This is a genomic window from Herbaspirillum sp. SJZ107 (genome assembly GCF_006715485.1).
In the GTDB taxonomy this organism is placed as follows: domain Bacteria; phylum Pseudomonadota; class Gammaproteobacteria; order Burkholderiales; family Burkholderiaceae_D; genus Telluria.
Map to the genome: position 1 here is coordinate 433,330 of NZ_VFNH01000005.1, position 24,509 is coordinate 457,838.

26 protein-coding genes are annotated in these 24,509 nt (G+C 65.0%); 9 read left to right on the plus strand and 17 right to left on the minus strand.

Annotated elements, in window-relative coordinates; genetic code table 11:
• The first annotated feature begins 22 nt into the window (after window positions 1–22).
• A complete protein-coding gene (gatB, locus tag FBX97_RS27690; RefSeq protein WP_141838877.1) occupies window positions 23–1,483 on the plus strand; it encodes an Asp-tRNA(Asn)/Glu-tRNA(Gln) amidotransferase subunit GatB in 1,461 nt (486 codons plus the stop codon).
• Window positions 1,484–1,630: 147 nt separating this feature from the next.
• The gene (locus FBX97_RS27695) at window positions 1,631–2,374 is read left to right on the plus strand and encodes a peptidase (protein WP_141838879.1); all 744 of its coding nucleotides are present in this window, start codon (window positions 1,631–1,633) and stop codon (window positions 2,372–2,374) included.
• On the opposite strand, the gene FBX97_RS27700 is transcribed toward FBX97_RS27695, so the two are convergent.
• Window positions 2,360–2,959, minus strand: a complete 600-nt coding sequence (locus FBX97_RS27700) for a TetR/AcrR family transcriptional regulator (RefSeq protein WP_141838881.1) — start codon at window positions 2,957–2,959, stop codon at window positions 2,360–2,362. The genes FBX97_RS27695 and FBX97_RS27700 overlap by 15 nt on opposite strands.
• A 101-nt stretch (window positions 2,960–3,060) precedes the next feature.
• Here FBX97_RS27700 and FBX97_RS27705 point away from each other — a divergent pair, with 101 nt between their 5' ends.
• Window positions 3,061–3,711, plus strand: a complete 651-nt coding sequence (locus tag FBX97_RS27705) for a glutathione S-transferase family protein (protein ID WP_141838882.1) — start codon at window positions 3,061–3,063, stop codon at window positions 3,709–3,711.
• Window positions 3,712–3,744: 33 nt separating this feature from the next.
• Here the strand turns inward: FBX97_RS27705 and pyrE are convergent, their stop codons facing one another.
• Both pyrE and FBX97_RS27715 read right to left on the minus strand, forming a co-directional pair.
• Complete coding sequence (gene pyrE, locus FBX97_RS27710; protein WP_141838884.1) at window positions 3,745–4,398, minus strand: orotate phosphoribosyltransferase; 654 nt, start codon at window positions 4,396–4,398, stop codon at window positions 3,745–3,747.
• A 73-nt stretch (window positions 4,399–4,471) separates the two neighbouring features.
• Window positions 4,472–6,439, minus strand: a complete 1,968-nt coding sequence (locus FBX97_RS27715; protein WP_255517661.1) for an ATP-binding protein — start codon at window positions 6,437–6,439, stop codon at window positions 4,472–4,474.
• A 206-nt stretch (window positions 6,440–6,645) separates the two neighbouring features.
• On the opposite strand from FBX97_RS27715, the gene FBX97_RS27720 reads away from it, so the two are divergent.
• The gene (locus FBX97_RS27720) at window positions 6,646–7,416 is read left to right on the plus strand and encodes an exodeoxyribonuclease III (protein WP_141838888.1); all 771 of its coding nucleotides are present in this window, start codon (window positions 6,646–6,648) and stop codon (window positions 7,414–7,416) included.
• Window positions 7,417–7,429: 13 nt separating this feature from the next.
• Here FBX97_RS27720 and FBX97_RS27725 read toward each other — a convergent pair whose 3' ends face one another.
• The 9 genes from FBX97_RS27725 to gshB form a co-directional block, all read right to left on the minus strand.
• The gene (locus FBX97_RS27725; protein ID WP_141838890.1) at window positions 7,430–8,095 is read right to left on the minus strand and encodes a CPBP family intramembrane glutamic endopeptidase; all 666 of its coding nucleotides are present in this window, start codon (window positions 8,093–8,095) and stop codon (window positions 7,430–7,432) included.
• Between the two features lie 83 nt (window positions 8,096–8,178).
• Entirely contained in the window at window positions 8,179–9,120 is a 942-nt protein-coding gene (locus FBX97_RS27730) for an RluA family pseudouridine synthase (RefSeq protein WP_141838891.1), read from the minus strand.
• Between the two features lie 8 nt (window positions 9,121–9,128).
• Window positions 9,129–10,031 carry a M48 family metallopeptidase gene (locus tag FBX97_RS27735; RefSeq protein WP_141838893.1) on the minus strand — a complete coding sequence of 301 codons (903 nt, stop codon included), beginning with the start codon at window positions 10,029–10,031 and terminating at the stop codon, window positions 9,129–9,131.
• A gap of 42 nt (window positions 10,032–10,073) precedes the next feature.
• Window positions 10,074–10,691: a methionine biosynthesis protein MetW gene (gene metW, locus FBX97_RS27740; protein WP_141838895.1), complete on the minus strand. Its 618-nt coding sequence runs from the start codon at window positions 10,689–10,691 to the stop codon at window positions 10,074–10,076.
• A complete protein-coding gene (locus FBX97_RS27745) occupies window positions 10,688–11,818 on the minus strand; it encodes a homoserine O-acetyltransferase (protein WP_370457377.1) in 1,131 nt (376 codons plus the stop codon). Before FBX97_RS27745 ends, metW begins: the two co-directional genes overlap by 4 nt.
• A 51-nt stretch (window positions 11,819–11,869) precedes the next feature.
• Window positions 11,870–13,624, minus strand: coding sequence for a phosphoenolpyruvate--protein phosphotransferase (ptsP, locus tag FBX97_RS27750; protein ID WP_141838899.1), 1,755 nt, complete (start codon window positions 13,622–13,624; stop codon window positions 11,870–11,872).
• Between the two features lie 44 nt (window positions 13,625–13,668).
• Window positions 13,669–13,938, minus strand: a complete 270-nt coding sequence (locus tag FBX97_RS27755; RefSeq protein ID WP_141838901.1) for an HPr family phosphocarrier protein — start codon at window positions 13,936–13,938, stop codon at window positions 13,669–13,671.
• Window positions 13,939–13,972: 34 nt separating this feature from the next.
• Window positions 13,973–14,377 carry a PTS sugar transporter subunit IIA gene (locus FBX97_RS27760; protein WP_141838903.1) on the minus strand — a complete coding sequence of 135 codons (405 nt, stop codon included), beginning with the start codon at window positions 14,375–14,377 and terminating at the stop codon, window positions 13,973–13,975.
• A 1-nt stretch (window position 14,378) separates the two neighbouring features.
• Window positions 14,379–15,326 carry a glutathione synthase gene (gene gshB / locus FBX97_RS27765; protein ID WP_141838905.1) on the minus strand — a complete coding sequence of 316 codons (948 nt, stop codon included), beginning with the start codon at window positions 15,324–15,326 and terminating at the stop codon, window positions 14,379–14,381.
• A gap of 191 nt (window positions 15,327–15,517) precedes the next feature.
• Here gshB and FBX97_RS27770 point away from each other — a divergent pair, with 191 nt between their 5' ends.
• Window positions 15,518–16,216: a class I SAM-dependent methyltransferase gene (locus tag FBX97_RS27770; protein ID WP_141838907.1), complete on the plus strand. Its 699-nt coding sequence runs from the start codon at window positions 15,518–15,520 to the stop codon at window positions 16,214–16,216.
• Window positions 16,217–16,344: 128 nt separating this feature from the next.
• Here FBX97_RS27770 and gshA read toward each other — a convergent pair whose 3' ends face one another.
• From gshA to FBX97_RS27790, 4 genes are all read right to left on the minus strand, one after another.
• Window positions 16,345–17,646 (minus strand): glutamate--cysteine ligase, encoded by a 1,302-nt coding sequence (gene gshA / locus FBX97_RS27775; RefSeq protein WP_141838909.1) that lies wholly within the window; start codon window positions 17,644–17,646, stop codon window positions 16,345–16,347.
• A 142-nt stretch (window positions 17,647–17,788) separates the two neighbouring features.
• Window positions 17,789–19,375 (minus strand): ammonium transporter, encoded by a 1,587-nt coding sequence (locus tag FBX97_RS27780; RefSeq protein WP_370457375.1) that lies wholly within the window; start codon window positions 19,373–19,375, stop codon window positions 17,789–17,791.
• Between the two features lie 22 nt (window positions 19,376–19,397).
• Window positions 19,398–19,736: a P-II family nitrogen regulator gene (locus FBX97_RS27785; protein WP_141838913.1), complete on the minus strand. Its 339-nt coding sequence runs from the start codon at window positions 19,734–19,736 to the stop codon at window positions 19,398–19,400.
• Between the two features lie 13 nt (window positions 19,737–19,749).
• Window positions 19,750–20,496: a TorF family putative porin gene (locus FBX97_RS27790; RefSeq protein WP_141838914.1), complete on the minus strand. Its 747-nt coding sequence runs from the start codon at window positions 20,494–20,496 to the stop codon at window positions 19,750–19,752.
• Window positions 20,497–20,767: 271 nt separating this feature from the next.
• Between FBX97_RS27790 and FBX97_RS27795 the strand changes: the two genes are divergently transcribed.
• Window positions 20,768–21,016, plus strand: a complete 249-nt coding sequence (locus FBX97_RS27795) for an accessory factor UbiK family protein (protein WP_141838916.1) — start codon at window positions 20,768–20,770, stop codon at window positions 21,014–21,016.
• A 60-nt stretch (window positions 21,017–21,076) separates the two neighbouring features.
• Here FBX97_RS27795 and FBX97_RS27800 read toward each other — a convergent pair whose 3' ends face one another.
• Window positions 21,077–21,373, minus strand: coding sequence for a hypothetical protein (locus FBX97_RS27800; RefSeq protein WP_141838918.1), 297 nt, complete (start codon window positions 21,371–21,373; stop codon window positions 21,077–21,079).
• A gap of 101 nt (window positions 21,374–21,474) precedes the next feature.
• On the opposite strand from FBX97_RS27800, the gene FBX97_RS27805 reads away from it, so the two are divergent.
• From FBX97_RS27805 to FBX97_RS27815, 3 genes are all read left to right on the plus strand, one after another.
• Window positions 21,475–22,989, plus strand: a complete 1,515-nt coding sequence (locus FBX97_RS27805) for a YifB family Mg chelatase-like AAA ATPase (protein WP_141838920.1) — start codon at window positions 21,475–21,477, stop codon at window positions 22,987–22,989.
• Window positions 22,990–23,426: 437 nt separating this feature from the next.
• A complete protein-coding gene (locus FBX97_RS27810) occupies window positions 23,427–24,056 on the plus strand; it encodes a choice-of-anchor J family PEP-CTERM protein (protein ID WP_141838922.1) in 630 nt (209 codons plus the stop codon).
• Window positions 24,057–24,083: 27 nt separating this feature from the next.
• Window positions 24,084–24,506 (plus strand): hypothetical protein, encoded by a 423-nt coding sequence (locus FBX97_RS27815; protein ID WP_141838924.1) that lies wholly within the window; start codon window positions 24,084–24,086, stop codon window positions 24,504–24,506.
• The last annotated feature ends 3 nt before the right edge of the window (window positions 24,507–24,509 follow it).

Genomic DNA, 24,509 nt, shown 5'->3' on the forward strand with positions numbered 1-24,509 from the left:
GACGCACGAAAGAGAGAATAATATGCAATGGGAAGTCGTCATCGGTCTTGAGAACCACGTCCAGCTCACGACCAACTCGAAAATCTTCAGCGGCAGCTCGATCCGCTTCGGCGCCGAGCCCAACACCCAGGCCAGCCCGGTCGACCTGGCGCTGCCGGGCGTGCTGCCGGTGCTGAACCACGGCGCCGTCGAGCGCGCGATCCGCTTCGGCCTGGCGGTCGGCGCGAAAATCGCGCCGCAGTCGATCTTCGCGCGCAAGAACTATTTTTATCCGGACCTGCCGAAGGGCTACCAGATCAGCCAGATGGACGATCCGGTGGTCCAGGGCGGCACCATCAGCTTCGCCTATGAGAAAGACGGCAAGCTGGAGACGAAAACCGTCAACCTGACCCGTGCCCACCTGGAAGAGGATGCCGGTAAATCGCTGCACGAGGATTACGCCGGCATGAGCGGCATCGACCTCAACCGCGCCGGCACGCCGCTGCTCGAGATCGTGTCCGAGCCGGAAATGCGCAGCGCCGCCGAAGCGGTCGCCTATGCGAAAGCGCTGCACGCACTGGTGATGTGGCTGGGCGTCTGCGACGGCAACATGCAGGAAGGCTCGTTCCGCTGCGACGTCAACGTCTCGGTGCGCCCGGTCGGCCAGAAGGAATTCGGTACCCGCTGCGAGATCAAGAACCTGAACTCCTTCCGCTTCATGGAAGAAGCGATCCACTACGAAGTGCGGCGCCAGATCGAGCTGATCGAGGACGGCGGCAAGGTCATCCAGGCGACCCGCCTGTGGGACCCGGACCGCAAGGAAACCCGTTCCATGCGCACCAAGGAAGACGCCCAGGATTACCGCTACTTCCCGGACCCGGACCTGCCGCCGCTCGTCATCCAGCAGGACTGGATCGAGCGCATCAAGGCCAGCATGCCGGAACTGCCGGCCGCCATGCGCGACCGCTTCATCAAGGACTACGGCCTGCCCGAGTACGACGCCCTGATCCTGACCGGTTCGCAGGTCATGGCCACCTACTACGAAGCGGTGGTGGCCAAGGCCGGCAAGGACAACGCCAAGGCCGCCGCCAACTGGATGATGGGCGACGTGTCGTCGACCCTGAACCGCGAGGGCGTCGACCTGGCCGAGTCGCCGGTCGAAGCCTCGCAGCTGGCGCTGCTGCTCAAGCGCATCGCCGACGGCACCATCTCGAACAAGGCGGCCAAGGAAGTGTTCGCCGCGATGTGGGAAGCGAAATCGGAAGACGAGCACCTGGCCGACATCGTAATCGAACAGAAGGGCCTGAAGCAGATCTCGGACACCGGCGCGCTGGAAGCGATCGTCGACGAGGTCCTGGCTGCCAACGCCAAGTCGGTCGAGCAGTACCGCGCCGGCAAGGAAGCGGCGATCAATGCGCTGATCGGCCAGACCATGAAGGCCTCCAAGGGCAAGGCCAATCCGGCGCAGGTGACGGAGCTGCTGAAGAAGAAGCTGGCGGGTTGATTCTTTCCGTGTTGTATCGAAAAACCGGGCTTGCCCGGTTTTTTTATGCTGGTGTTCATACTGGTGTTTATTCCGCTGCGTCCCGCTGAAATCGAAAGACAAGCCGGATCGTTATAATCCGGCGATATCCTTTCGAGGAATGGTCCGATGCGCAAAGCTGCCCTGTCCTGTCTCCTCCCCCTGCTGTTCGGCGTGGCCGGCGCCCGCGCCGATGGCGGCAGCGAAGAACCCACCCAAGTGTATGTCGCCGACGGCGAACTGGTGTACGTCGGCCTGCTCGAGCCCCACGCCAACGCGCGCCTGTTCGCGCTGTACGACAGCCTCGCCGACAAGCCGGCCGTGCTGTCGATCCGCAGCCGCGGCGGCACCACCAGCTACGGGCTGGCGCTGGGCCGCTGGGTGCGCGACCACAAGCTCGACGTGAAGGTGATGGAATACTGCATGTCGTCCTGCGCCAACTACGTGTTCCCGGCCGGGATCCACAAGCTGGTCAGCAACTTCGCCGTGATCGGCTTCCACGGTGGCCTCAGCAGCAAGACCTTCCAGTTCGACCCCGCCACGCAACAGATGCTGGACGCCCTGCCGCCCGACAAACGCAAGGCGATGCTGGACCAGATCGCTTCCACCATCAAGGACGACGCACGGCAGGAACAGGCGTATTTCAGGACGCTCGGCGTGCGCGCCGACTACGTCACGCTGGGCCAGGAAGAGCGCTACCAGCGGCGCCAGCGCAGCGATCCGAACGCGGTCGGCTGGACGTATTCGCTGGACGATTTCGCGCGCCTGGGCGTGCGCGACATCACGGTCATCAATCCGCCCTGGCGGCCCGGCAGTGCCCTGAAAAACATGTCGTTCGAGGTGCTCAGGCTGGACGAGTCAGGCCGCGATTGAGGCTGGCCCGCCCTCCAGCAAGGCCAGCGCCTGCTGCCGCGCCGCGGCGCGCAGGGAGGCACGCAGCGCCGCGTCGTCGGTGGTGCGTGCCAGCACCATGCCGCCGACGCACAGCGCCACGATCGCCTGCGCCCGCTGCGCGCCGTCGGGTCTATCCTCCAGCGCCCGGGCATACACGTCGGTCAGGTTGCGGATCAGCTGCGTATAAGCCTTTTGCGGCGACAGTCCGGCACGCGCCACGTCGCCCGGCAAGGCGTACAGCGGACAGTGGTGGTCGACGTTGTCGAACACCTCGTCGCACAGGTAGACGTCGAGCAGCATGCGCGCCAGCTGCATCGGCGCCGGCGCCGGCGTGGCGGCGGCGTCGGGGCGGAACGGATTGCAGGTCGTGAAACTGGCGACGGCGGCCGCATACAGCGCGTCCTTGCTGTCGAAATGATGGTAGAAGCCGCCGCGCGTCAGCCCCGCTTCAAGCATGATGCGGTCGATCGACACCTGCTCGAAGCCGTGGCGGTTGAACAGGCGCCGCGCCGCGCCGACGATGCGCGCCCGCGTCTGCGCCTTGTGTTCGCTGCTGTAGGGCATGTCGCGCCTCCTTCGGCACCATTATCCGCCGATCCAGAATATGTTCTTGAACATATTATGCGTCTGCGTATCCTCGCCCTTGTTCACCACGAGGAGACACCATGATCACGTTGACCACCTTCCGCATGGTCCCGCCGTTCGCCGCGGGCTACGTGCGCGACCTGCGCGTGCGCTGGGCGCTGGAGGAAGCCGGCCTGCCCTATATGCTGCGCCTGATCGACTTCGACGACAGGAATACGCCTGCCTACCGCCGCGAACAGCCGTTCGGCCAGATCCCGCTCCTGCAGGACGGCGCTGTGCAGGTGTTCGAATCCGGCGCCATCCTGATGCACCTGGGCGAGCGCTGCACGGCGCTGATGCCGCCCGAGCCGGCCGCGCGCACGCGCGTGGCGACGTGGATGTTCGCGGCGCTGAATTCGGTAGAACCTTATTTCGCCAGGCTGGCCGAGCTCGACGTATTCTTCGCCGACGCCCCATGGGCCGCCGGCAGCCGCCCGGTGCTGGAAGAGATGGCGCTCACGCGCCTGCACGACTTGGACCGGGTGCTGGCCGGCCGCGACTGGCTGGCCGGCGATTTCAGTGCCGCCGACATCCTGATGACCACGGTGCTGCGCCTGCTCGACGGCTGCGGCCTGGCGGCGCGCTTCGGGAACGTGAGCGCCTACATGGCGCGCTGCATGGCGCGGCCCGCCTTCCGCAAGGCGCTGGCCGCCCAGCTGGCGCTGTATGCGCCAGCGCGCGAGATGGCCTGAAGCGCCGCCAGGCGGGGTCAGGCCACTTCCGGATTACACCCCGTACTGCGCGCGATACGCCGCCACCGCCGCCTTGTGCTCGCCCAGCGACGGATCCGCCTCCAGGTAGCCGAACAGATCGGCCAGGTTGGCGATCGAGATCACCGGGATGCCGTAGTTCTGGCTGACTTCCTGCACCGCCGACAGTGGCGACAGCACGCCATCCTTGCCGCCGCGTTCCATGCGGTCGAGCGCAATCAGCACGGCGGCCGGTTCGGCGCCGGCGGCGCGGATCATGGCCACCGATTCGCGCACCGAGGTGCCGGCCGAGATCACGTCGTCGATGATGACGACCTTGCCTTTGAGACCGGCGCCGACGATGGTGCCGCCTTCGCCGTGGTCCTTGGCTTCCTTGCGGTTGTAGGCGAACGAAGTATTGTGGCCCTTGGCCGCCAGCGCCACCGCGGTCGCGGAGGCCAGCGTGATGCCCTTGTAGGCCGGACCGAACAGCATGTCGAACTCGACGCCGGAGTCGATCAGGGTCTGGGCGTAGAACTGGGCCAGCTGGCCCAGGGTGGCGCCGTCGTGGAACAGGCCGGCGTTGAAGAAGTACGGCGACAGGCGCCCCGCCTTGGTCGTGAATTGACCGAATTTCAAGACCCCGGCCTCGACCGAAAACGCGATAAATTGTTGGCGCAGATTGCTCATGACTTCCCCTGGATTCGAAAGCCCGTATTGTAATGCGCGCCGCACCATCCGGGTGCCAGCCGCCGCCGCGGTGTCAGCGCAGGCTCACCAGCTCGGTCACCTGCTCCGGCATGATCGGCTTGACCAGGTGCCGCTCGAAGCCGGCCGCTGCGCTCTTGGCCATGTCGGCATCCTGGCCGTAGCCGGTCAGCGCGAACAGGCGGCAGGGATGGCCGGCGAGCAGCGTGCGCATGCGCGCGGCGAGCTGGTAGCCGTCCAGCACCGGCAGCCCGATGTCGAGCACGGCAATGTCGGGACGCAGGCGCGCCACCGCGGCCAGCGCGCTGACCGGATCGTTGAACACCTCGACCTCGTGGCCGTGCGCGCGCAGCAGCATGCCGAGCGTCTCGGCGGCGTCGGCATTGTCGTCGACCACCATGATGCGCTTGCGTGCCGCCGGCTGCGCCGCCACCGCCGCCGGCCGGGCCGCGGCCGGGGTGGCCCAGGTGGCCACGCTCACGGCCGGCAGCAGCACGATGAATTCGCTGCCGCGGCCCGGGCCGCCGCTGCGCGCCTCGACCCTGCCGCCGTGCAGCTCGACGATGTTCTTGACCAGCGCCAGGCCGATGCCGAGGCCGCCCTGGCTGCGCTCGACGCTGCGCTTGGCCTGGAAGAACAGGCCGAACACCTGCACCAGCATCTCGGGCGCCAGCCCGATGCCGTTGTCCTGCACGCTGATGCGCAGCCAGCCGGCATGCCGGCCCGACGTCTCGCGGCATGCGCGCAAGGCCACCTGGCCGCCCGGCTCGGTGTAGCGCGCGGCATTCGTCAGCAGGTTGGAGACCACCTGCGCCAGCCGCATCGGATCGCCCTGCCACTCCAGGCCAGGATCGACCTCGACGTCGAGGCGGTGGCGGCGCCGCTCCAGCAGCACGCTCGCCATCTCGACCGCCTTGGCCAGCGGCTGCGCGATGTCCACCTGCTCGAACTTCAGCTCGATCTGGCCGCGGGTGGCGCGCGCCACGTCCAGCAGGTCGTCCACCAGGCGCACCAGATGCTCGACCTGGCGCTGGATGATCTCGCGTTCGCGCAGGCCGCCGGTCTCGCCACGCATGCGCATCAGTTGCAGCGCGGTGACGATCGGCGACAGCGGATTGCGCAGCTCGTGCCCGAGCATCGCCAGGAATTCGTCCTTGGTGCGGTTGGCGGTGGTCAGTTCGTCCAGCAGCCGTTCGCGCTCGGCGTGGGCGCGCTCCAGGCTGCGGCGGTTGTGGACATCGGCGGTGACGTCCACCGCCACCAGGATCACGCCCTGCTCTTCGCCCGTCGCCTGGTCCGGACTGCTGCTCAGCGGCTCCAGGCTCAGTTGCAGGAAGCGCTCCTCGATGCGGCCGTCGGCGCGCGCCAGTTCCACGCGCAGCTCGTCGATCTCGAGCGCGGCTTTGCTGCCCTGCTCGAGCAGGCGCATCGCTTCGCCGTCGCGCAGTTCCGGGAAGGCGGCGCCGAAGGCCTGGCCTTCGAGGCCGTCGCGGTCCATCAGTGCGCAAAAGCGGCGGTTGGCGAGGCGGAAGGTGAAGTCGGGGCCGACCAGCAGGGCCGCCGCGACCGGCGCGCCGCGCAGCATGCGGTCGCGCTGGGCCAGCGCTTCGTCGCGCTGGTGGCGCTCGGTGGCGTCGCGCGTGAAGCAGCGCGTGTAGCGCAGCTGGCCGTCTTCGAAATAGCCGTTCGAATGGATCACGACGTGCTTGATCGAGCCGTCCTTGCAGCGCAGCCGGGCCGGCTGGTCGAGCAGCGTGCCGCCCGAGGACAGCGTGGCCAGGATGTGGCCGATGACGTCGGGGTCGACGTGGAATTCGGCGATGTGGCGGCCGACGTATTCTTCCCAGGCATAGCCCAGCATCTGCAGTTCGGCGCGGTTGGCCCACAGGATGGTGCCGTCGCCGGCGACGCGGTGCAGGCCTTCCGCCGCGTTCTCGACGAAATCGGCGAATTCCTGTTCGCGCCGGCGCAGGGTCAGTGCCAGCGATACGGCTTGGTCGGGATGGTCGGGGCTAGGCAACACGTCGGAAACTCCAGTCAGGGCGGATGCCGGCGCATCGTGGACAGCGGTGTGGCCGCTTCGCCGGCGTGACAGTGTAACAGATGGGTTTGACGTTCCTGCCGAGCAAAAAAAGCGTTACACTATTCGGCTGTCATCCTGTTGCGGCATTGTCACATCGGCAGCCAACAGCAGCGTCCTGCTCTCATCTCCGTATTATTTTCATAACCATGCCACGAATTATTTCCGCCAACCTGAACGGCATCCGCTCCGCTCACAAGAAGGGTTTCTTCAACTGGATGGCCACGCAGGATGCCGATTTCATCTGCGTCCAGGAGCTGAAGGCCCAGCAGGCCGACATGACCGAGGAATTCCTCGCGCCGCACGGCTACCACGGCCATTTCCACTACGCCGAGAAGAAGGGCTATTCGGGCACCGGGGTGTACAGCCGCATCAAGCCGGACATGACCTCGACCGGGTTCGGCTGCGTCGAATTCGACGACGAAGGCCGCTACACCCGCGCCGACGTCGGCAACCTGACCGTGATCTCGGTGTACTGCCCGTCCGGCTCGTCTTCGCCCGAGCGCCAGCTGGCCAAGTTCCGCTTCATGGAAGTCTTCCTGCCGCACTTGGAACAGTTGAAGGCCGAAGGCCGCGAAGTCGTGATCTGCGGCGACTGGAACATCGCGCACAAGGAAATCGACCTCAAGAACTGGAAAGGGAACAGGAAGAATTCCGGCTTCCTTCCGGAAGAGCGCGCCTGGATGACGCGCATCTTCGACGAACTGGGCCTGGTGGACGTGCACCGCGTGGTCAACCAGGAACCCGAGCAGTACACCTGGTGGAGCAACCGCGGCCAGGCCTGGGCCAAGAACGTCGGCTGGCGCATCGACTACCACGTCGCTACCCCGGGCATCGCCGCCAAGGCGCATGCGGTGTCGATCTACAAGGAAGAGCGCTTTTCCGACCACGCGCCGCTGATCATCGATTACGCCCTTTGATCCAGCGCTCTGGTCAGAGCAGGAACGCCGCCATGTCGGCAGCGGCATGGGCCAGCACCACGGGAAAAAGCTGGCCCTTGCGCTGGTAATAGACGCCGAGGACGATGCCGAACAGCACGATCGCCAGGGCGCCCGCCGCCCCTTGGTACATGTGATAGAGCATGCGCACCAGCACCATGATGCCGATCGCGGTCGAGGCGCCATAGCGGCGCATGCCGCGCATCAGGTAACCCAGCAGGAAGACTTCCTCATAGGCGCCGTTGATGATCGACATCGGAATCACGCTGGACCAGGACACGCTGGTCCTCGTCATGATGTCCTCGATCGGCCAGCCCGCCTCCGGCGGCATCAGCAGCCGGCTCACCTGACACAGGGCCAGGAAGCACGCGAACAGACCCAGGCCGTCGACCGTGCCACGCCAGGATACGCGCGGCCACAGGGTATGCAGCGGGTAGCGGCGCGAAGCCAACACGGCCAGGGCCGTGGCGCCGACGATCAGCTCGAGCACGAGCGTGGCGTCGAGCGCGGCGTTGCTGAACCTGAGCTGCCCGGCGCCCCTGGCCAGCACCGCCTCTACCGAGGCAAGTATGGGCCAGCCGAAGCAGATCAGCACGATGCCGAGCGCCTCGCGCGGATCGGCATGGGGCGGCATGCTCTCGAGTTCGCGTACTTTATGCATGGTGATGGGCCTGTCATGACCGTTGATTTATGGAAATCTCGGGTCAGGATAGCATCACGAATCCTGCAAAGATGCGCGGAATGTCACGCTGCCGGCCAGTCCAGCACGCGCCGGCTTTCGAAGCTGCGCGCCTCGCCGGTCAGCGGATCGTCGAAGCCGATGCGGCGCGCCAGCAGTTGCAGCGGCGCCGAATAATCGTCGCCCTTGCACGGCAGGGCTACCGGATAGAAAGCATCGTTCAGGATCGGCACGCCCAGGGACGCCAGGTGCAGGCGCAGCTGGTGCTTGCGGCCGGTGTGCGGATGCAGGCGGTAGCGCGCGATGCCGCCGCGGCGCTCGATCAGTTCCACCAGCGTTTCCGAGTTCGGTTCGCCCTCTTCTTCCTTCATCACGAAGAACTTTTCGCCGTCGACCATGCGGCTGCGGTAGGTGAACGGGAATTCGCGGCCAGTCAACACCGGCGCCAGCGCTTCGTACACCTTGCGGATGCTGCGCTTCTGGAACATCGACTGGTAAGTGCCGCGCGTGGCCAGGTTGTGCGAGAAGATGACCACGCCGGCGGTCTCGCGGTCGAGGCGGTGGATCGGCGTCAGGTGCGGCAGGTCGAGCTTGCGCTTCAGGCGCACCAGCAGGGTCTCGCGCAGGAAGCGCCCGGTCGGGATCATCGGCACGAAGTGCGGCTTGTCGACCACCAGCAGGTGGTCATCCTGGAACAGGATGGCTTCTTCGAACGGGATCGGCGTTTCTTCTTCGAGCTCGCGGTAATACCAGATGCGCATGCCCTGGCGCACGTGGCTGTCCGGCTGCAGGCGCTGGCCGCTCGCGTCGACCACGTCGCCGCGCGCCAGCCGCGCGGCCCAGGACGGGCCGCCGACCTCGCCGAAATGCGCCTCGAGAAAGGCCAGCATGCCCCCGGTGCGGGTCTCGTTGATCCACAGGTAGCTGGGGGCCACGCCGTCGCGCACCGGCAGCGGCACCTGGGCATTGGCTTCGGCCTGGTGGCCCTTCCTGACGAAACGTGCCATGCAGTCCTTCAGCGCGATGCAAGATTGGTGCGGTATGGCGGCAGCCGGTCCACCGGCACGCCCTTGCTGCGGGCGTACAGCGGCAGCAGCACGTTCATGTGGGACTGTATCTGCTCGATGCGATGCGTGCCGCCGGGGTGGGTCGACAGCAGCTCGATCGGCGCGCCGCGTCCGTCCAGTGCCGCCATCTTGTTCCACAGGGCGATACCGGCGCGCGGGTCGTAGCCGGCGCGCGCGGCGATATCGAGGCCGACCAGGTCGGCTTCGCGTTCCTCGTCGCGCGAGAATTTCAGCACCACCATCTGGCCGGCCGCATTCGCCGCGCCGCGCACGTCGTAGCCCGACCAGGCCGACAGGATGGCGCCGCCGATGCCGGTAACCAGGCTGGTCGTGGTCGACTTGCTCATGCGCTCGCGCCCGTGCTCGCGCAGCGCGTGCGCGATCTCGTGGCCCATCACGGCGGCGATCTCGTCGTCGGTGAGTTTCAGCTTGTCGATGATGCCGGTGAAGAAGGCGATGCGTCCACCCGGCATGCAGAAGGCATTCACCTGGTTCGAGCGCAGCAGGTTGACCTGCCAGTTCCACTGGTTCGCCTTGGGATTCCAGCGCGCCGTCTGCGGAATGATGCGCTGGGCGATGGCGCGCAGGCGCTTGACCTGCGGATCGGCCGGCGCCACCAGCGCGCCCTTCTCGCGCGCCTGGCCCATCAGCGCCGTGTACTGCTGGGCCGACTGCTCGTTGATGGCCTGCTCGGGCGCGGTCATGCGCCGCCACATGCCATCCTTGAGCGGCTCGACGGCGATCCCGTCCTGCACTACTTGCCCCTTGCCATCCTGTGCCGCTTCGCGTGCCGCGCCCGGTACGCCCTGCATGGCGGCACACAATGCCGCCAGGATAAATAACTTTTTCATGGTCGTGCTCACCTGCAATCGATGTCAATACTGCACATCATATCAAGTGACGACCAAGTCCTTCTTGCGCAACCGGAACACGGCCAGGCTGCCGCGCAGGTTGGGTAGGAAGGACACCGGCTTGCCATCGGCCAGCGCCACGTATTCCAGCACTTCCAGCCCGCACTTCTCGGCCAGCTCCTTGAAATCGTTGATCGTGGCGTAGCGCACGTTGGGCGTGTCGAACCACTGGTAAGGCAGCGAGCGCGACACCGGCATGCGGCCCTTCAGCAGCGAGATGCGGTGCGGCCAGTGCGCGAAGTTCGGGAACGAGACGATGGCTTCCTTGCCGACGCGGACGATGTCGCGCAGGCGCGCCTCCACGTGCTGCATCATCTGCAGCGAGGACAGGCACAGCACCATGTCGAAGGCATTGTCGCCGAACAGGTCGAGGCCCTGCTCCATGTCGTGCTGGATCACGTCGATGCCGCGGCGCGTAGATTCCAGGACCTTGTCGTCGGCGATCTCGACGCCGTAGCCGGTGCAATGCTTGCCGGTCTCCAGGTAGCGCAGCATGGCGCCGTCGCCGCAGCCCACGTCCAGCACGTGCGAACCGTTGCGGACCCAGTGCGCGATGAACGCGAGGTCGGGGCGCAGGGTGCTCAGGTCTTCGAATTTCATGCGGCCTCCTTTGCCTTGGCGTCGACACATTCTTCCCAGATGCGGCCGTAGTAGGCACGCACGATGCTCATGTAGCGCGCATCGTCCAGCAGGAAGGCATCGTGGCCGTGCGGCGCGTCGATCTCGGCATAGGTCACCTTGCGGCGGTTGGCCAGCAGCGCCTGCACGATCTCGCGGCTGCGCTCCGGCGAGAAGCGCCAGTCGGTGCTGAAGGAGGCGATCAGGTACTGCGCCCGGGTGTTTTCCAGCGCCTTCTCCAGGCTGCCCCCATGCTCGCGCGCCGGGTCGAAGTAATCGAGCGCCTTGGTGATCAGGAGGTAGGTGTTGGCATCGAAGTATTCCGAGAACTTGTCGCCCTGGTAGCGCAGGTAGGACTCGATCTCGAAGTCGACCCCGAAGCCGAACTTGTAGTCGTCGTTCTCGGACGCGTTGCGCAGCTTGCGGCCGAACTTTTCCGCCATGTCGTCGTTCGACAGGTAAGTGATGTGGCCGACCATCCGTGCCACTTTCAAACCGTTCTTCGGCACCACGCCGTGTTCGTAGAAGTCGCCGCCGCGGTAGTCGGGGTCGGTCAGGATGGCTTGGCGCGCGACGTCGTTGAAGGCGATGTTCTGGGCCGACAGCTTGGGCGTCGACGCGATCACGATGCAGTGGCGCAGGCGCTGCGGGAACATGATCGACCAGGCCAGTGCCTGCATGCCGCCCAGCGAGCCGCCCATCACGGCCGCAAAACAATCGATGCCGAGCCGGTCGGCCAGGCGCGCCTGGGCCGCGACCCAGTCTTCCACCGTCACCACCGGGAAGGCGGCGCCGTAGGGCTTGCCGGTGTCCGGATTGATGTGCATCGGCCCCGTGGAACCGAAGCAGGAGCCGAGGTTGTTGATGCCGATGACGAAGAAGCGGTCGGTGTCCACGGGCTTGCCGGGACCGACCATGTTGTCCCACCAGCCGGCGCTTTTCGGTTCGTTGGCGTAGTGGCCGGCCACGTGGTGCGATGCGTTCAGCGCGTGGCAGATCAGCACCGCATTCGATTTGTCGGCATTCAGGGTGCCGTAGGTTTCGTACATCAGCGTGTAGTCGCCGAGGGCGGCGCCGCTTTGCAGGCGCAGCGGTTCGGCGAAATGCATCGCCTGGGGTGAGACTGTTCCGAGAGAAGCCATGGATTCGTTATTCTGGTATTACAGTGACTGCAGTTGCTCCACGGCCTCGGCGATGTCGCCGGGTTCCATCGCACGCAGGATGCGGCGGGTGCGCGTGGTCAGGGTTTTGAGGTCGCTCGCCAGGATTTCCTGCTTGACCGCCAGCAGCTGGGCCGGGTGCATCGAGAATTCGCGCAAGCCCATGCCGAGCAGCAGGCGCGTCAGCTTGACGTCGCCCGCCATCTCGCCGCACACGGCGACGTCGATGCCGGCCTTGGCACCGGCGGCGATCGTCATCGCGATCAGGTTCAGCACCGCCGGGTGGAGCGGATTGTACAGGTGCGCCACCTCGTAGTCGACGCGGTCGATCGCCAGCGTATATTGGATCAGGTCGTTCGTGCCGATCGACAGGAAATCCATGCGCTTGACGAACATCGGCAGCGCCAATGCGGCGGCCGGGATCTCGATCATGGCGCCGACCTCGATGCTCTCGTCGAACTTGATGTTCTGCTCGCGCAGCTGGGCCTTGGCCTGGGCGATCATGTTCAGCGACTGGTCGATCTCGAAGGCGTGCGCCAGCATCGGGATCAGGATGCGCACCTTGCCGAAGGCGGACGCGCGCAGGATCGCGCGCAGCTGGGTCAGGAACAGCTGCGGCTCGGCCAGGCAATAGCGGATCGCGCGCAGGCCCAGCGCCGGGTTCAGCGCCGTGTGCTCGGTCTGGTCCAGCGGTTTGTCGGCGCCGACGTCGAGGGTGCGGATGGTGACCGCACGGCCCTTCATCGCCAGCACCGCCTTGCGGTACTGCTCGAACTGCTCGTCCTCGCTCGGCACCCGCAGCGCCTGGGCGCCGCGACCCATGAACAGGAATTCGGAGCGGAACAGGCCGACGCCGTGGGCACCGGCATCCAGCGCCGCCGGACAATCGTCGGGCAGCTCGATGTTGGCCAGCAGCGTGATGGACGTGCCGTCCCTGGTGACCGCCGGCGTCTTTTTCAGCTTGAGCAGGCGCTTGCGCGCCTTGATCAGGGCAGCCTGGCGCGCGCGGTACTGCTCCAGCACCAGCGCGCTCGGATTGCAGATCACCACGCCGGCATCGCCGTCGACGATCACCCAGTCGTCCTGCTCGACCAGGCGCGAAGCCTGGCTCATGCCGACCGCGGCCGGGATGTCGAGGCTGCGCGCGACGATCGCGGTGTGCGAGTTCTGGCCGCCGACGTCGGTCACGAAGCCGACGAACGAGCGGTCGCGGAAGGCCAGCATGTCGGCCGGCGAGATGTCGTGGGCGACCACGATCATCTGCGGCTGGAAGTGGTCCTCGCCAGTCGGCACCGGCGGCGCCGACAGCTCGGTGCCCATCAGGACCTTCAGCACGCGCTCGGCAACCTGCTGGATGTCCTGCTTGCGCTCGCGCAGGTAGGCATCCTCGATCTCGTCGAACTGTGCCGACAGCTCGTCGATCTGGGTCACCAGCGCCCACTCGGCGTTGTAATGGCGCGAGCGGATGATGTCGAGCGGCGCCTCGGATATCATCGGGTCGGACAGGATCAGCACGTGGACGTCGATGAACGCGCCCAGTTCGGTCGGCGCATCCTTCGGCAGGTCGGTCCAGAGATCCTGCAGGGTGCGGTGCACCTGGGCGATGGCTTCCTGCAGGCGTTTGACCTCGGCCTCGACCTGCTCTTCCGCCACCAGGTAATGCTTGACGTCGAGCGCGGCCGGCGTCAGCAGGTGCGCGCGGCCGATCGAGATGCCGCGCGAGACCGGAATGCCATGCAGGGTGAACGATGCCATCGATTTTCCCGGGTGCCCGCGGCCGGCTCGTGATTCCGGCATCGTTACTCGCCTTCGCCGAATTTATCGTTGATCAAGGCAGTCAATGCCGCGATGCATGCTTCCTCGTCCGGACCGTCGGCTTCCAGCGTCACCTTGGCGCCCTTGCCGGCGGCCAGCATCATCACGCCCATGATCGACTTGGCGTTGATGCGGCGTGCATTGCGGGTGAGCCAGACGTCGCTCTGGTAGCGGGCGGCCAGCTGGGTGAATTTGGCGGAGGCGCGGGCGTGCAGGCCCAGCTTGTTGATAATCTCGAGTTCCTGTTGAATCATGTTTTTTTATCGTCTCGCCAATTGAAAAGACCGGTCAGGTGCCGACCCGGATCCTGTTGTCGACCCTGACCGCGCCGTTCTGCGCGCCCGCCAGTGCCATCTCGACCACCACGTCGAGGGTGTCGCGCCGATACGTGATCGCGCGCAGCAGCATCGGCAGGCTGATGCCCGCGATGACTTCCACGTGTCCGGCTTGCGCCAGCGCGTTGCAGCAATTGGACGGCGTGCCGCCCTTGATGTCGGTGATGACCAGCACGCCGTCGCCATCGTCGAGGCGCTTGATCGCCTGGCGCGCCAGTTCGTTGACCTCATTGGTGTCCTGGTCCGCCGTCACGTCGATCGCTTCGAACAACTCCGTGGGACCGCGGAACACGTGTGCTACCGCGGCGATGAATGCCTGACCCAGCGGTGCGTGGGTCATCAGCAGAATGCCTACCATGTCAGTTTCCTGTGACCGCCTGTTCCAGTGCGTCGATGAACATCCCGGCCACATTGAAGCCGGTCTGGTCGGTGATCTCCTGGAAACAGGTCGGGCTGGTAACGTTCACTTCCGTCAGGAAATCACCGATCACATCCAATCCTACCAGCAACAGGCCACGCGCCGCCAGCACCGGACCCAGGGCTTCGGCGATTTCGCGCTCGCGTTCCGTGATCGGCTGGGCCACGCCCAGGCCGCCAGCAGCCAGGTTGCCGCGCACTTCCCCGCCCTGCGGAATGCGCGCCAGCGCGAACGGCACCGGCTTGCCGCCGATGACCAGCACCCGCTTGTCGCCCTTGACGATGGCCGGGATGTATTTCTGGGCCATGATGGTACGCGCGCCGTTGTCGGTCAGCGTTTCGATGATCGAGCCGAGGTTCAGGCCGTCGTCCTTGACGCGGAAGATGCCGGCGCCGCCCATGCCGTCCAGCGGCTTGAAGATGACGTCGCCGTGCTCGGCGTGGAAGGCGCGCAGCTGGGTGCCGGACGAGGTCACCAGCGTCGGCGAGGTGTACTGGCTGAACTGGGCGATCGACAGCTTTTCGTTGTGGTCGCGGATGGCGGCCGGCTTGTTGAACACGCGCGCGCCCTGGCGCTCGGCCAGCTCCAGCAGGTAGGTGCCGTAGATGTATTCCATGTCGAACGGCGGGTCCTTGCGCTGCAGGACGGCGTCGAATTCGGACAGGCGCACGCTGTCGGTGCCGAGCACGCGGTACCAGTCGTCGGCGTCGCCGGTCAGCGCGATCTCGCTGACGTCGGCGCTGACCACGCCCTGGTCCAGCACCATGTGGCGCTGTTCGAAGGCATAGATCCGGTGGCCGCGGGCGGCCGCTTCGCGCATCATGGCGAAGGTCGAATCCTTGTAGGTCTTGAAGCCGGACAGCGGATCGGCGAGGAAAGCGATTTTCATGAGGGTTCCAATCGGGGCAATGCCCTGATTTTAGCCGGAAACACGGATTCTCGCGGAAAGCGCCCGCAAGCGACTGTCGCGTCAACCCAGCCGATGCCTATTGGCAAAAAGTTATCTATTCAGGTCGTGTTTGCGGTCTCTCAAGCGCGCATGCGGGGTGCTTGGCGAAGATGACGGCTTGGGAGGAACCGATGACGAACCAGGCCGAGCACGAACGCATCAACCACGTCTATCGCCAGTGGCATGGCGGCGCCGCGCTGGCGCGCTATGCCTGGCACCGCCCGGAAATCGTGCACCAGTCGTCGCAGCGGGCGCGCGTACTGTCCAGGTTGCTGGCGGCGACGGTCGGCCCCGATCTGTCGACGCTGCGCGCGCTCGACGTCGGCTGCGGCGACGGCCTGTTCCTGCGCCAGCTGATCGACTGGGGCGCCACGCCCAGCGGCCTGGCCGGTACCGAATTGCAGCCGGACCGGCTCGACCGCGCCCGGGTGCAAACGGCGCCCGGCGTGCGCTGGCACCTCGGCCTGCTCGACGCCTTCCCCGACGACAGCGTCGACCTGGTCAGCGCCCACACCGTGTTTTCATCGATCCTCGACGAAGACATGCGGCGCGCACTCGCGGCCGAGATGTGGCGCGTGCTGCGTCCCGGCGGCTGGACCATGATCTTCGATTTCCGCTACAACAACCCGCGCAACCCCAACGTGCGCAAGGTCAGCGACGTCGAACTGCTGCGCTTCTGGCCGGCCGAAAAGCGCCATTACCGCACGCTGATGCTGGTGCCGCCGCTGAGCCGCGCGATCGCGCGCCTGCCGTGGCTGGTGCCCGAGCTGCTGACGGCGCTGGTGCCGCCGCTGCGCTCGCATTTCGTCTACATGGCGCGCAAGGAGTAAGAGCGCCTAACAAACCTTCAGGGCAAGGCGCATCGTCGAAGACAGTACGCTAGTACGGCGAGACGATGCAACGCCGCCATGGAGGTTTTGTTAGGCGCTCTAAGCCGGGCTAAATGCCCGGCGAACAATCAGTAGATCTCCGGATCCGGATCGGTACGCTCCAGCTCCAGCGATGCCGCCAGCAGTGCCAGCCTTGCCACCACGCCGTACACATAGAAACGGTTCGGCGCCGCCGTACCCGGCTTGGCCTTCAGGTCCGGCATCGCATGCTGCTGGGCAAACGCCAGCGGCACGAACTGCGAGCCCGGCGCATTCAGGTTCTGGTCGATGCCGCGCTCGGCGTGCACGCGGTAGAAGCCGCCGACCACGTAGCGGTCGATCATGTACACCACCGGCTCGGCCACCGCGTCGTTGATCGATTCGAAGGTCGGCACGCCTTCCTGGATCATGACGTCGGTCACCGCCACGCCGTCCTTGATCACCGACATCTTGTTGCGCTGCTTGCGGTTCAGGTCCTTGACCTCGCTGGCATCCTTCACCGTCATGATGCCCATGCCGTAGGTGCCGGCGTCGGGCTTGACGATGACGAAGGGCTTCTGGTCCTTCATGCCGTATTCCTTGTACTTCTTCTTGATCTTGGACAGCAGCGCCGACACGTTGTCGGCCAGCGCTTCCATGCCCACGTCTTCCTGGAAGTTCACTTCGCCGAGCTTGCTGTGCAGCGGGTTGACCATCCACGGATCGATGTCGATCAGCTTGCCGAACTTCTTGGCGACTTCGTCGAAGGCCTTGAAGTGGTTGCTCTTGCGGCGCATGGCCCAGCCGGCGTGCACCGGCGGCAGCAGCGACTGCTCGTGGATGTTTTCCAGGATCGACGGGATGCCGGCCGACAGATCGTTATTCAGCAGGATGGTGCACGGGTCGAAATCCTGCAAACCGACGCGGCGGCCGTTGGCCGAGCGTACCAGCGGTTCGACCACCAGCATGTTACCGTCCGGCAGCGCCAGCGGCGTCGGCTGGGTGACGTCCGGCGACAGCGAACCGAGGCGCACGTGCAGGCCGGTCTGGCGGAAGATCTGCATCAGGCGCTGCACGTTCTGCAGGTAGAACGGGTTGCGCGTATGGCTTTCCGGGATCAGCAGCAGGTTGCGCGCGTCCGGACAATACTTGTCGATCGCCGCCATCGCCGCCTGCACGGTCAGCGGCAGCATTTCGGTCGACAGGTTGTTGAAGCCGCCCGGGAACAGGTTGGTGTCCACCGGCGCCAGCTTGTAGCCGGCATTGCGCAAGTCCACCGAGCAATAGAACGGCGGCGTGTGCTCCTGCCACTCGAGGCGGAACCAGCGCTCGATGGCGGGGGTGGCTTCGAGAATTTTCTTCTCCAGGTCCATCAGGGGACCGGTCAGGGCGGTAGCGAGGTGGGGAACCATAGTATTAACGTCCTTGGGGCTTCTTAGCGGTATGGGTTGGTTCAAATTGGGGTGATGCCACACATTTTAAAGGCCGGATACCCGCAGGACATAAAAAAAGCACCCCACAGGGTGCTTTTCTTATATGCAATGCAACAGCCGATCAGGAGTGATAAGCCTGCTCGCCATGGCTGGTGATGTCCAGGCCTTCGCGCTCGGCATCCTCGGCCACGCGCAGGCCGATGACGACGTCGACGATCTTATAGGCGATGAAGGACACGACCGCCGACCAGATGATGGTGGTGCCGATCGCTTCCGCCTGCACCAGCACCTGGCTGCCGATCGAGTACGCATCGGCCGACATCTTGTTGGTGGTGTAGTCGAAGATGCCCTGGCCGCCCAGCTGCGGCGCCGCGAACACGCCGGTCAGCAGGGCACCCAGGATGCCGCCCACGCCGTGCACGCCGAAGACGTCGAGCGAGTCGTCGGCGCCGATCAGGCGCTTCAGGCCGTTCACGCCCCACAGGCAGACGATGCCGGCCACCAGGCCGATGATCAGGCCGCCCATCGGGCCGACGAAACCGCAGGCCGGGGTGATGGCCACCAGGCCGGCGACGGCGCCCGAAGCGGCACCCAGCATCGACGGCTTGCCTTTGGTGATCCATTCGCCGAACAGCCAGGACAGGGTGGCAGCGGCAGTGGCCAGCAGGGTGTTGACGAAAGCCAGGGCAGCGACGTCGCCCGCTTCCAGGGCCGAACCGGCGTTGAAGCCGAACCAGCCCACCCACAGCAGCGAGGCGCCGATCATGGTCATGGTCAGCGAGTGCGGGGCCATCGATTCGCGGCCGTAGCCGACGCGCTTGCCGATCAGGATTGCACCGACCAGGCCGGCGACGGCGGCATTGATGTGCACCACGGTACCGCCCGCGAAGTCGAGCGCGCCCTTCTGCCACAGCCAGCCGGCCTTGGCGGATTCGGTGGCCAGGGTGGCGGCATCCTTGATCGCGTCCGGACCGGTCCAGAACCAGACCATGTGGGCGACCGGCAGGTAGCCGAAGGTGAACCACAGGACCATGAACACCAGCACGGCAGCGAATTTGGCGCGCTCGGCGAAGGCGCCGACGATCAGGCCGCAGGTGATGGCGGCGAAAGTGCCCTGGAAGGCCACGTAGATGAACTCAGGAATCACCACGCCCTTGCTGAAGGTGGCGGCGGTCGTGAAGGTGGCCGCGACCGGATCCCAGATGCCCTTCAGGAAGGCGCGGTCGAAGCCGCCGATGAAGGCCGTGTTCTCGGTGAACGCCAGCGAGTAGCCGTACAGGCACCACAGGACGATGATCAGCGAGAAGATCGTGAACACCTGCAGCAGCACCGACAGCATGTTCTTGGCGCGCACCAGGCCGCCGTAGAACAGGGCCAGGCCCGGAATGGTCATCATGATGACCAGCAGGGTGGCGACGAACATCCAGGCGGTATCGCCCTTCTGCGCGGTCGGTGCGGCAGCCGGGGCTGCGGCAGCCGGCGCTGCGGCAGCCGGGGCCGCAGGCGCGGCGGTGGTGGATGCGGCAGCCGGTGCTGCAGCGGCCGGCGAGGCTGCGGCGGCAGCAGCCGGTGCGCCCGAGGTCGGCCCTGCGGTCCCTTGCGCTTCCACGGCCGGCGCGGCAGCGGCCGGCTTGGCATCCTGGGCCAGTACCGGCAACGCACTGCCGAGTGCCAGCGCCATCGTGACGCCGGCGATCAGTTTTGTCATGGTGTGAGTCATCGGTTTCCCCTTACAGCGCATCGTTGCCGGTCTCGCCGGTACGGATACGGATTACCTGCTCCAGATTGGAGACGAAAATTTTGCCGTCACCGATCTTGCCGGTGCGTGCCGCGCTCTGAATCGTGTCGATCACCTGGTCGACGATGGCGTCGTCCACCGCCGCCTCGATCTTGGTCTTCGGCAGGAAGTCGACCACGTATTCCGCGCCGCGGTACAGTTCGGTATGACCCTTCTGGCGGCCGAAACCCTTCACTTCGGTCACCGTGATGCCCTGCACGTTAATCTCGGACAAGGCTTCACGCACCTCGTCGAGCTTGAAGGGTTTGATGATGGCGGTGATCATTTTCATACGATTGCCTCTTTCAGAAAGTTTTTGAAACAGTCAGCAAAGCCGCTGACTTGCCGAGGTTTTCCCCCGACGGGCTCAGGTAGCCATCGGTATTGGCCTTGATATATGCCAGCGCCACCGAGGCAATACCGAAGTCCTTGGTGACGCCGACCTTGTAGTCGCTATAAGAGTAGAGACCGTTGTGGCGGACTTCCTGGTGGCCGGCATGCAGGTTCAGGGTGAAGCCGCTGCCGAGATCCACATTGGCGCCGATATCGACGTAACCGCTCTGTTTGCTGTTGGCGGTGCCGAACAGGTTGGTCAGCGAATGCGAATACTTGATGTAAGCCGGGCCATAGCCCAGCTGGCCGTAGAGTTCGAAAGTGTTGGCGTTGGGCGTCAGGCTGTTATTCGGATAGAAGTAGTAGAGTCCGCCGACGTCATAGGTAATGTCGTCGCTCAGGTTGCCACGTTTGCCGCCGTAGATGTCCCATTCAATATTGCCGTCACCACCCAGGTCTTTGGTCCACTTGATGGTGGACAGCCAGGTGCCTACGTACAGACCGGTCGGGTTGTGCACGTAGTCGGCGCCGCCCTGCAGTGCAGGGTCGAGGCGGGATTGGGACAAGCCGCGGTAGCGGTAATCGCTGGTTACCGCGGCGTTGTAGCTCACTTGATGTTCGGGCGGTTGTTCTTGGGCGCCCGCCACACCGATCGTGAGTGTCCACAGGCTTGCGCCTAGAAAAGATGCTTTAAACCACTTGCTGCTCAGACGCTTCATTACATATTCCCCTTGTTGTTGAACGGATTCTGTAAAGGCGGTTTACAATTGAATCTGCACCTTTTTATGTTTTATGTATGCTTTAGCAGGATGCGTGCCACCCTGAACCCAAGGAGGCGCGCCTTGTTTTTCGAGGGCCAGGCCCCCACATTCAGGTTTCAAAAAAACAAACGATGTGTTGTGGATGTGCGCCAAACCAGTGCGCGCACCAATTCAGGCACGCTCGCACCGCGCCGGTGCGCACCACATCGGACATGAGGAATAGAGTCAAATGAACAACTTTTTTAACGATCTGCAGGGCAAGATCAATCAGGCGATCGACAGTTCGCCGGCCAAGGACATCGAGCGCAATGTGAAGGCGATGATGACCCAGGGCTTCTCGAAGCTGGATCTGGTCACGCGTGAAGAATTCGATATCCAGGCCCAGGTGCTGGCCAAGACGCGCGCCAAGCTGGAAGCGCTGGAATCGCGCGTGGCCCAGCTGGAAGCGAAGCTGGCCGCTTCCGAATCCAAGATCTGAGTGAAGACACGAGCGTCTAACAACGCCTTCAGGAGGTGTTGTTAGACGCTCAGCGCCCTATTAACGTGCGATGAACCCCAGCAGCAGGCGCCATGCCGCGAATGCCGCCGCACCCGCCAGGCTCACGCCGACGATGATCGCAATGCTGTAGGCGGCCGGGTTGGTGAAGCCGGCGGCATCGGCCGCAAAGATCAGTCCGCCCGCCAGCACCAGCTGGAGCGGGCACAGCACCTTCAGCGCGCGCAGCGCGCCCCAGTCCCCCTTGCGCCAGAAATGGCGCGCCACGAAGAACGCAGGTGTCCACAGCGTGCAGAACAGCACGCCCAGGATGACGCAGGTGAGGATCAGTCTCGGCATGGCCGCCATGATAGCCGCCGCCGAGCACGTTTGGTCACCCTCAAGGCCGGATTCGACGTAAAGCGCACCATCTCGCGAGTCCAGCACTCACGAGGAAACCCATGAGCCTTGCCGTCTTACGCAGCCGCGCCCTGGCGGGCATGCAGGCGCCGGCCGTCAGCGTCGAGGTCCACCTGGCCAACGGCCTGCCCGGCATCCACCTGATCGGCCTGCCCGATACCGAAGTGCGCGAAGCCAAGGACCGGGTCCGCGCCGCGCTCCAGAATTCCGGCTTCGAGATGCCTAACCGGCGCATCACGATCAACCTGGCGCCGGCCGAGCTGCCCAAGGAATCCGGCCGCTTCGACCTGCCGATCGCGCTCGGTATCCTGGCCGCGTCCGAACAGATCCCCATCAAGGAACTCGACCGCTACGAATTCGCCGGCGAACTGTCGCTGTCCGGCGAACTGCGCCCGGTGCGCGGTGCGCTGGCGATGAGTTTTGCCATGCACCGCAGCGGCGGCCAGGCCCGCGCCTTCGTCCTGCCGCAGGCGAATGCCGACGAAGCGTCGCTGGTCACCGATGCCGCCATCTATCCGGCGCGCACGCTGCTGGAGGTCTGCGCCCACTTCGCCGCCAAGGGCGAGGATGGCCGCCTGGTGCGCTACCGCCCCGCCCTGCTGGATGGCGCACCGGTGTACCCGGACTTTGCCGAGGTCAAGGGCCAGCAGCTGGTCAAGCGCGCGCTCGAAGTGGCGGCGGCCGGCCTGCATTCGGCCCTGCTGATCGGTCCGCCGGGGGCCGGCAAGAGCATGCTGGCCTCGCGCTTTCCCGGCCTGCTGCCGCCGATGCATGAGAACGAGGCACTGGAAACGGCCGCGATCCAGTCGCTGGCCGGCAGTTTTTCGATTGCGCAGTGGCGGCGCCGGCCGTTCCGCAGCCCGCACCACACCAGCTCGGGCGTGGCGCTGGTCGGTGGCGGTTCTAATCCGCGCCCTGGAGAAATATCTCTAGCGCACCATGGCGTACTCTTCCTCGACGAATTGCCCGAATTCGACCGCAAGGTGCTGGAAGTGCTGCGCGAACCGCTCGAGTCCGGCGAAATCACGATTTCGCGCGCGGCGCGCCAGGCCGACTTTCCCGCCAGTTTCCAGCTTATCGCGGCCATGAATCCCTGCCCCTGCGGCTGGCTCGGGCATCCCTCCGGCAAATGCCGCTGCACGCCCGACGCGGTGCAGCGCTACCAGGACCGTATCTCGGGTCCCCTGCTCGACCGCATCGACATCCAGATCCCGGTTGCAGCGATGGCGCCCGATGGCATGGCCGGCCTGGCCGACGGCGAACCCAGCAGCGAGGTTGCCGCGCGTGTCGGCCGCGCCCATGCCCTGCAGCTGGCGCGCCAGGGCAAGGCCAACCGCAGGCTGGGTACGCGCGAGATCGACGAGCATTGCCGGCTCGACCCGGCAGCAAGCCGCCTGCTGGGCGAGGCGATGCAGCGCCTGCACTGGTCGGCGCGCGCCTATCACCGGGTGCTGCGGGTGGCGCGCACCATTGCCGACCTGGCGGACGTCGAGCGGGTGCAAGCTGCGCATGTGGCCGAGGCGATCCAGTACCGGCGCGGCCTGAGCGAGCGCTGAGCCGTGCCCTCCAATGCCGGTCATTTCCATGTCACATTTGTCGAAGACTATTCCACTCAATATCCAGGGTGAATTTTTTATATCGATTTTGTGTTTGATAGCGTACAGACGTCGTTCATACGCTATTTTTGTAAATATAAAGAAATTAAAAGTTGAGTACAGAAATAAATGATGCAATAAATGTGAAAATTCTCACGGAAATATTTACGTAGGGAATCAAAAAATGGGGTTACTGTCAGAATTTTTTACAATTTAATGACAGAATATTCCTACTTTTAAAATTTCCTTTGGAAATCATATTGTTACCGCACTGGCACGTTTCATGCGATGGCGATCGATACTGGCTGCAAGTTGGACGGGACACTGCCCGACCGTAGCGCCATTACCCGGGAACACAAGATGGTCCCGTCATCCAAAACTCAGGAGTGCATGACAACATGATGAAGAAAGCGTTTGCCGCGGCAGTGCTTGCAGCGATGACGATGTCGGCCCAAGCCGGCGTGCTGATCAACGAAGGGTTCGACAATGTCGCGAGCCTCGCATCGAATGGCTGGGTTTTTGTCAGCGCCGGTACGCCGGGCGGCCTCACCAACGGCTGGTTCCAGGGCGCCGGCATTTTCAACGCACAATCGGGCAATGCCGCCTCGTATGCGCAAGCCAATTACAACAATGCACCGGCTGGCGGCTTCATCGATAGCTGGCTGATCACCCCGACCTTCGACGCCAGCCTGGGCGCCACGATCTCCTTCTACCTGCGCGCCGCCGGCGAAGGTTATGCCGACCAGGTCAACTTCGGTTTCATCAATGCCGACGGCAGCCTGACCGGTACCGGCCTGACGACCGTCAATCCGGTCCCGGACAGCGGCTGGACCCAATACACCGCCTGGGTCGGTGCGAATGTGCTGGGATCGACCCGCTTCGCTTTCGAATACACCGGTGCCGCGGACACCAGCAACGCCGTCGCTCTCGACAGCGTGATCGTGGACGTGCCGGAACCGGCCAGCCTGGCCCTGATCGCCGGTGGCCTGCTCGGCCTGGGCGCCATGCGCCGCCGCGCACGCCGCTGATCCAATCGTCCCTATCCGGAGAATCTCATGTCGAACCTGAATACCATCCAGCGCCTGCTGGGCGCTGCTGCCGCCCTGGCCCTGTGCGCATACGCCCTGCCCGCCGCTGCTCAGCAAGCGCAGCAGGAAGCCGTCGAGTCCGTTGACGCCCAGACCATCGCCCGCGATGCAGAAACCGGCAAGCTGCGCGCCGCCACGCCCGAAGAGCAGGCTGCACTGGCCGCCGCCAAGGCGGCCCGGCAGTCGCGCATTGCGGCCAAGCCGACGCTGCAGAAATTCCACCGCAGCGGTGCCACCGGCGCGCGCCTGACCGACGAATTCCTGTCGTCGTCGACCGCCGTCCGCACCCCCGACGGCAAGATCCAGATGATCTGCAACGAAGCGCATGGCGACCAGGCCGCTGCCGCCCACGTCCACGCAACCGCCGCCAACACCCCAGTCACGGAGTAACCG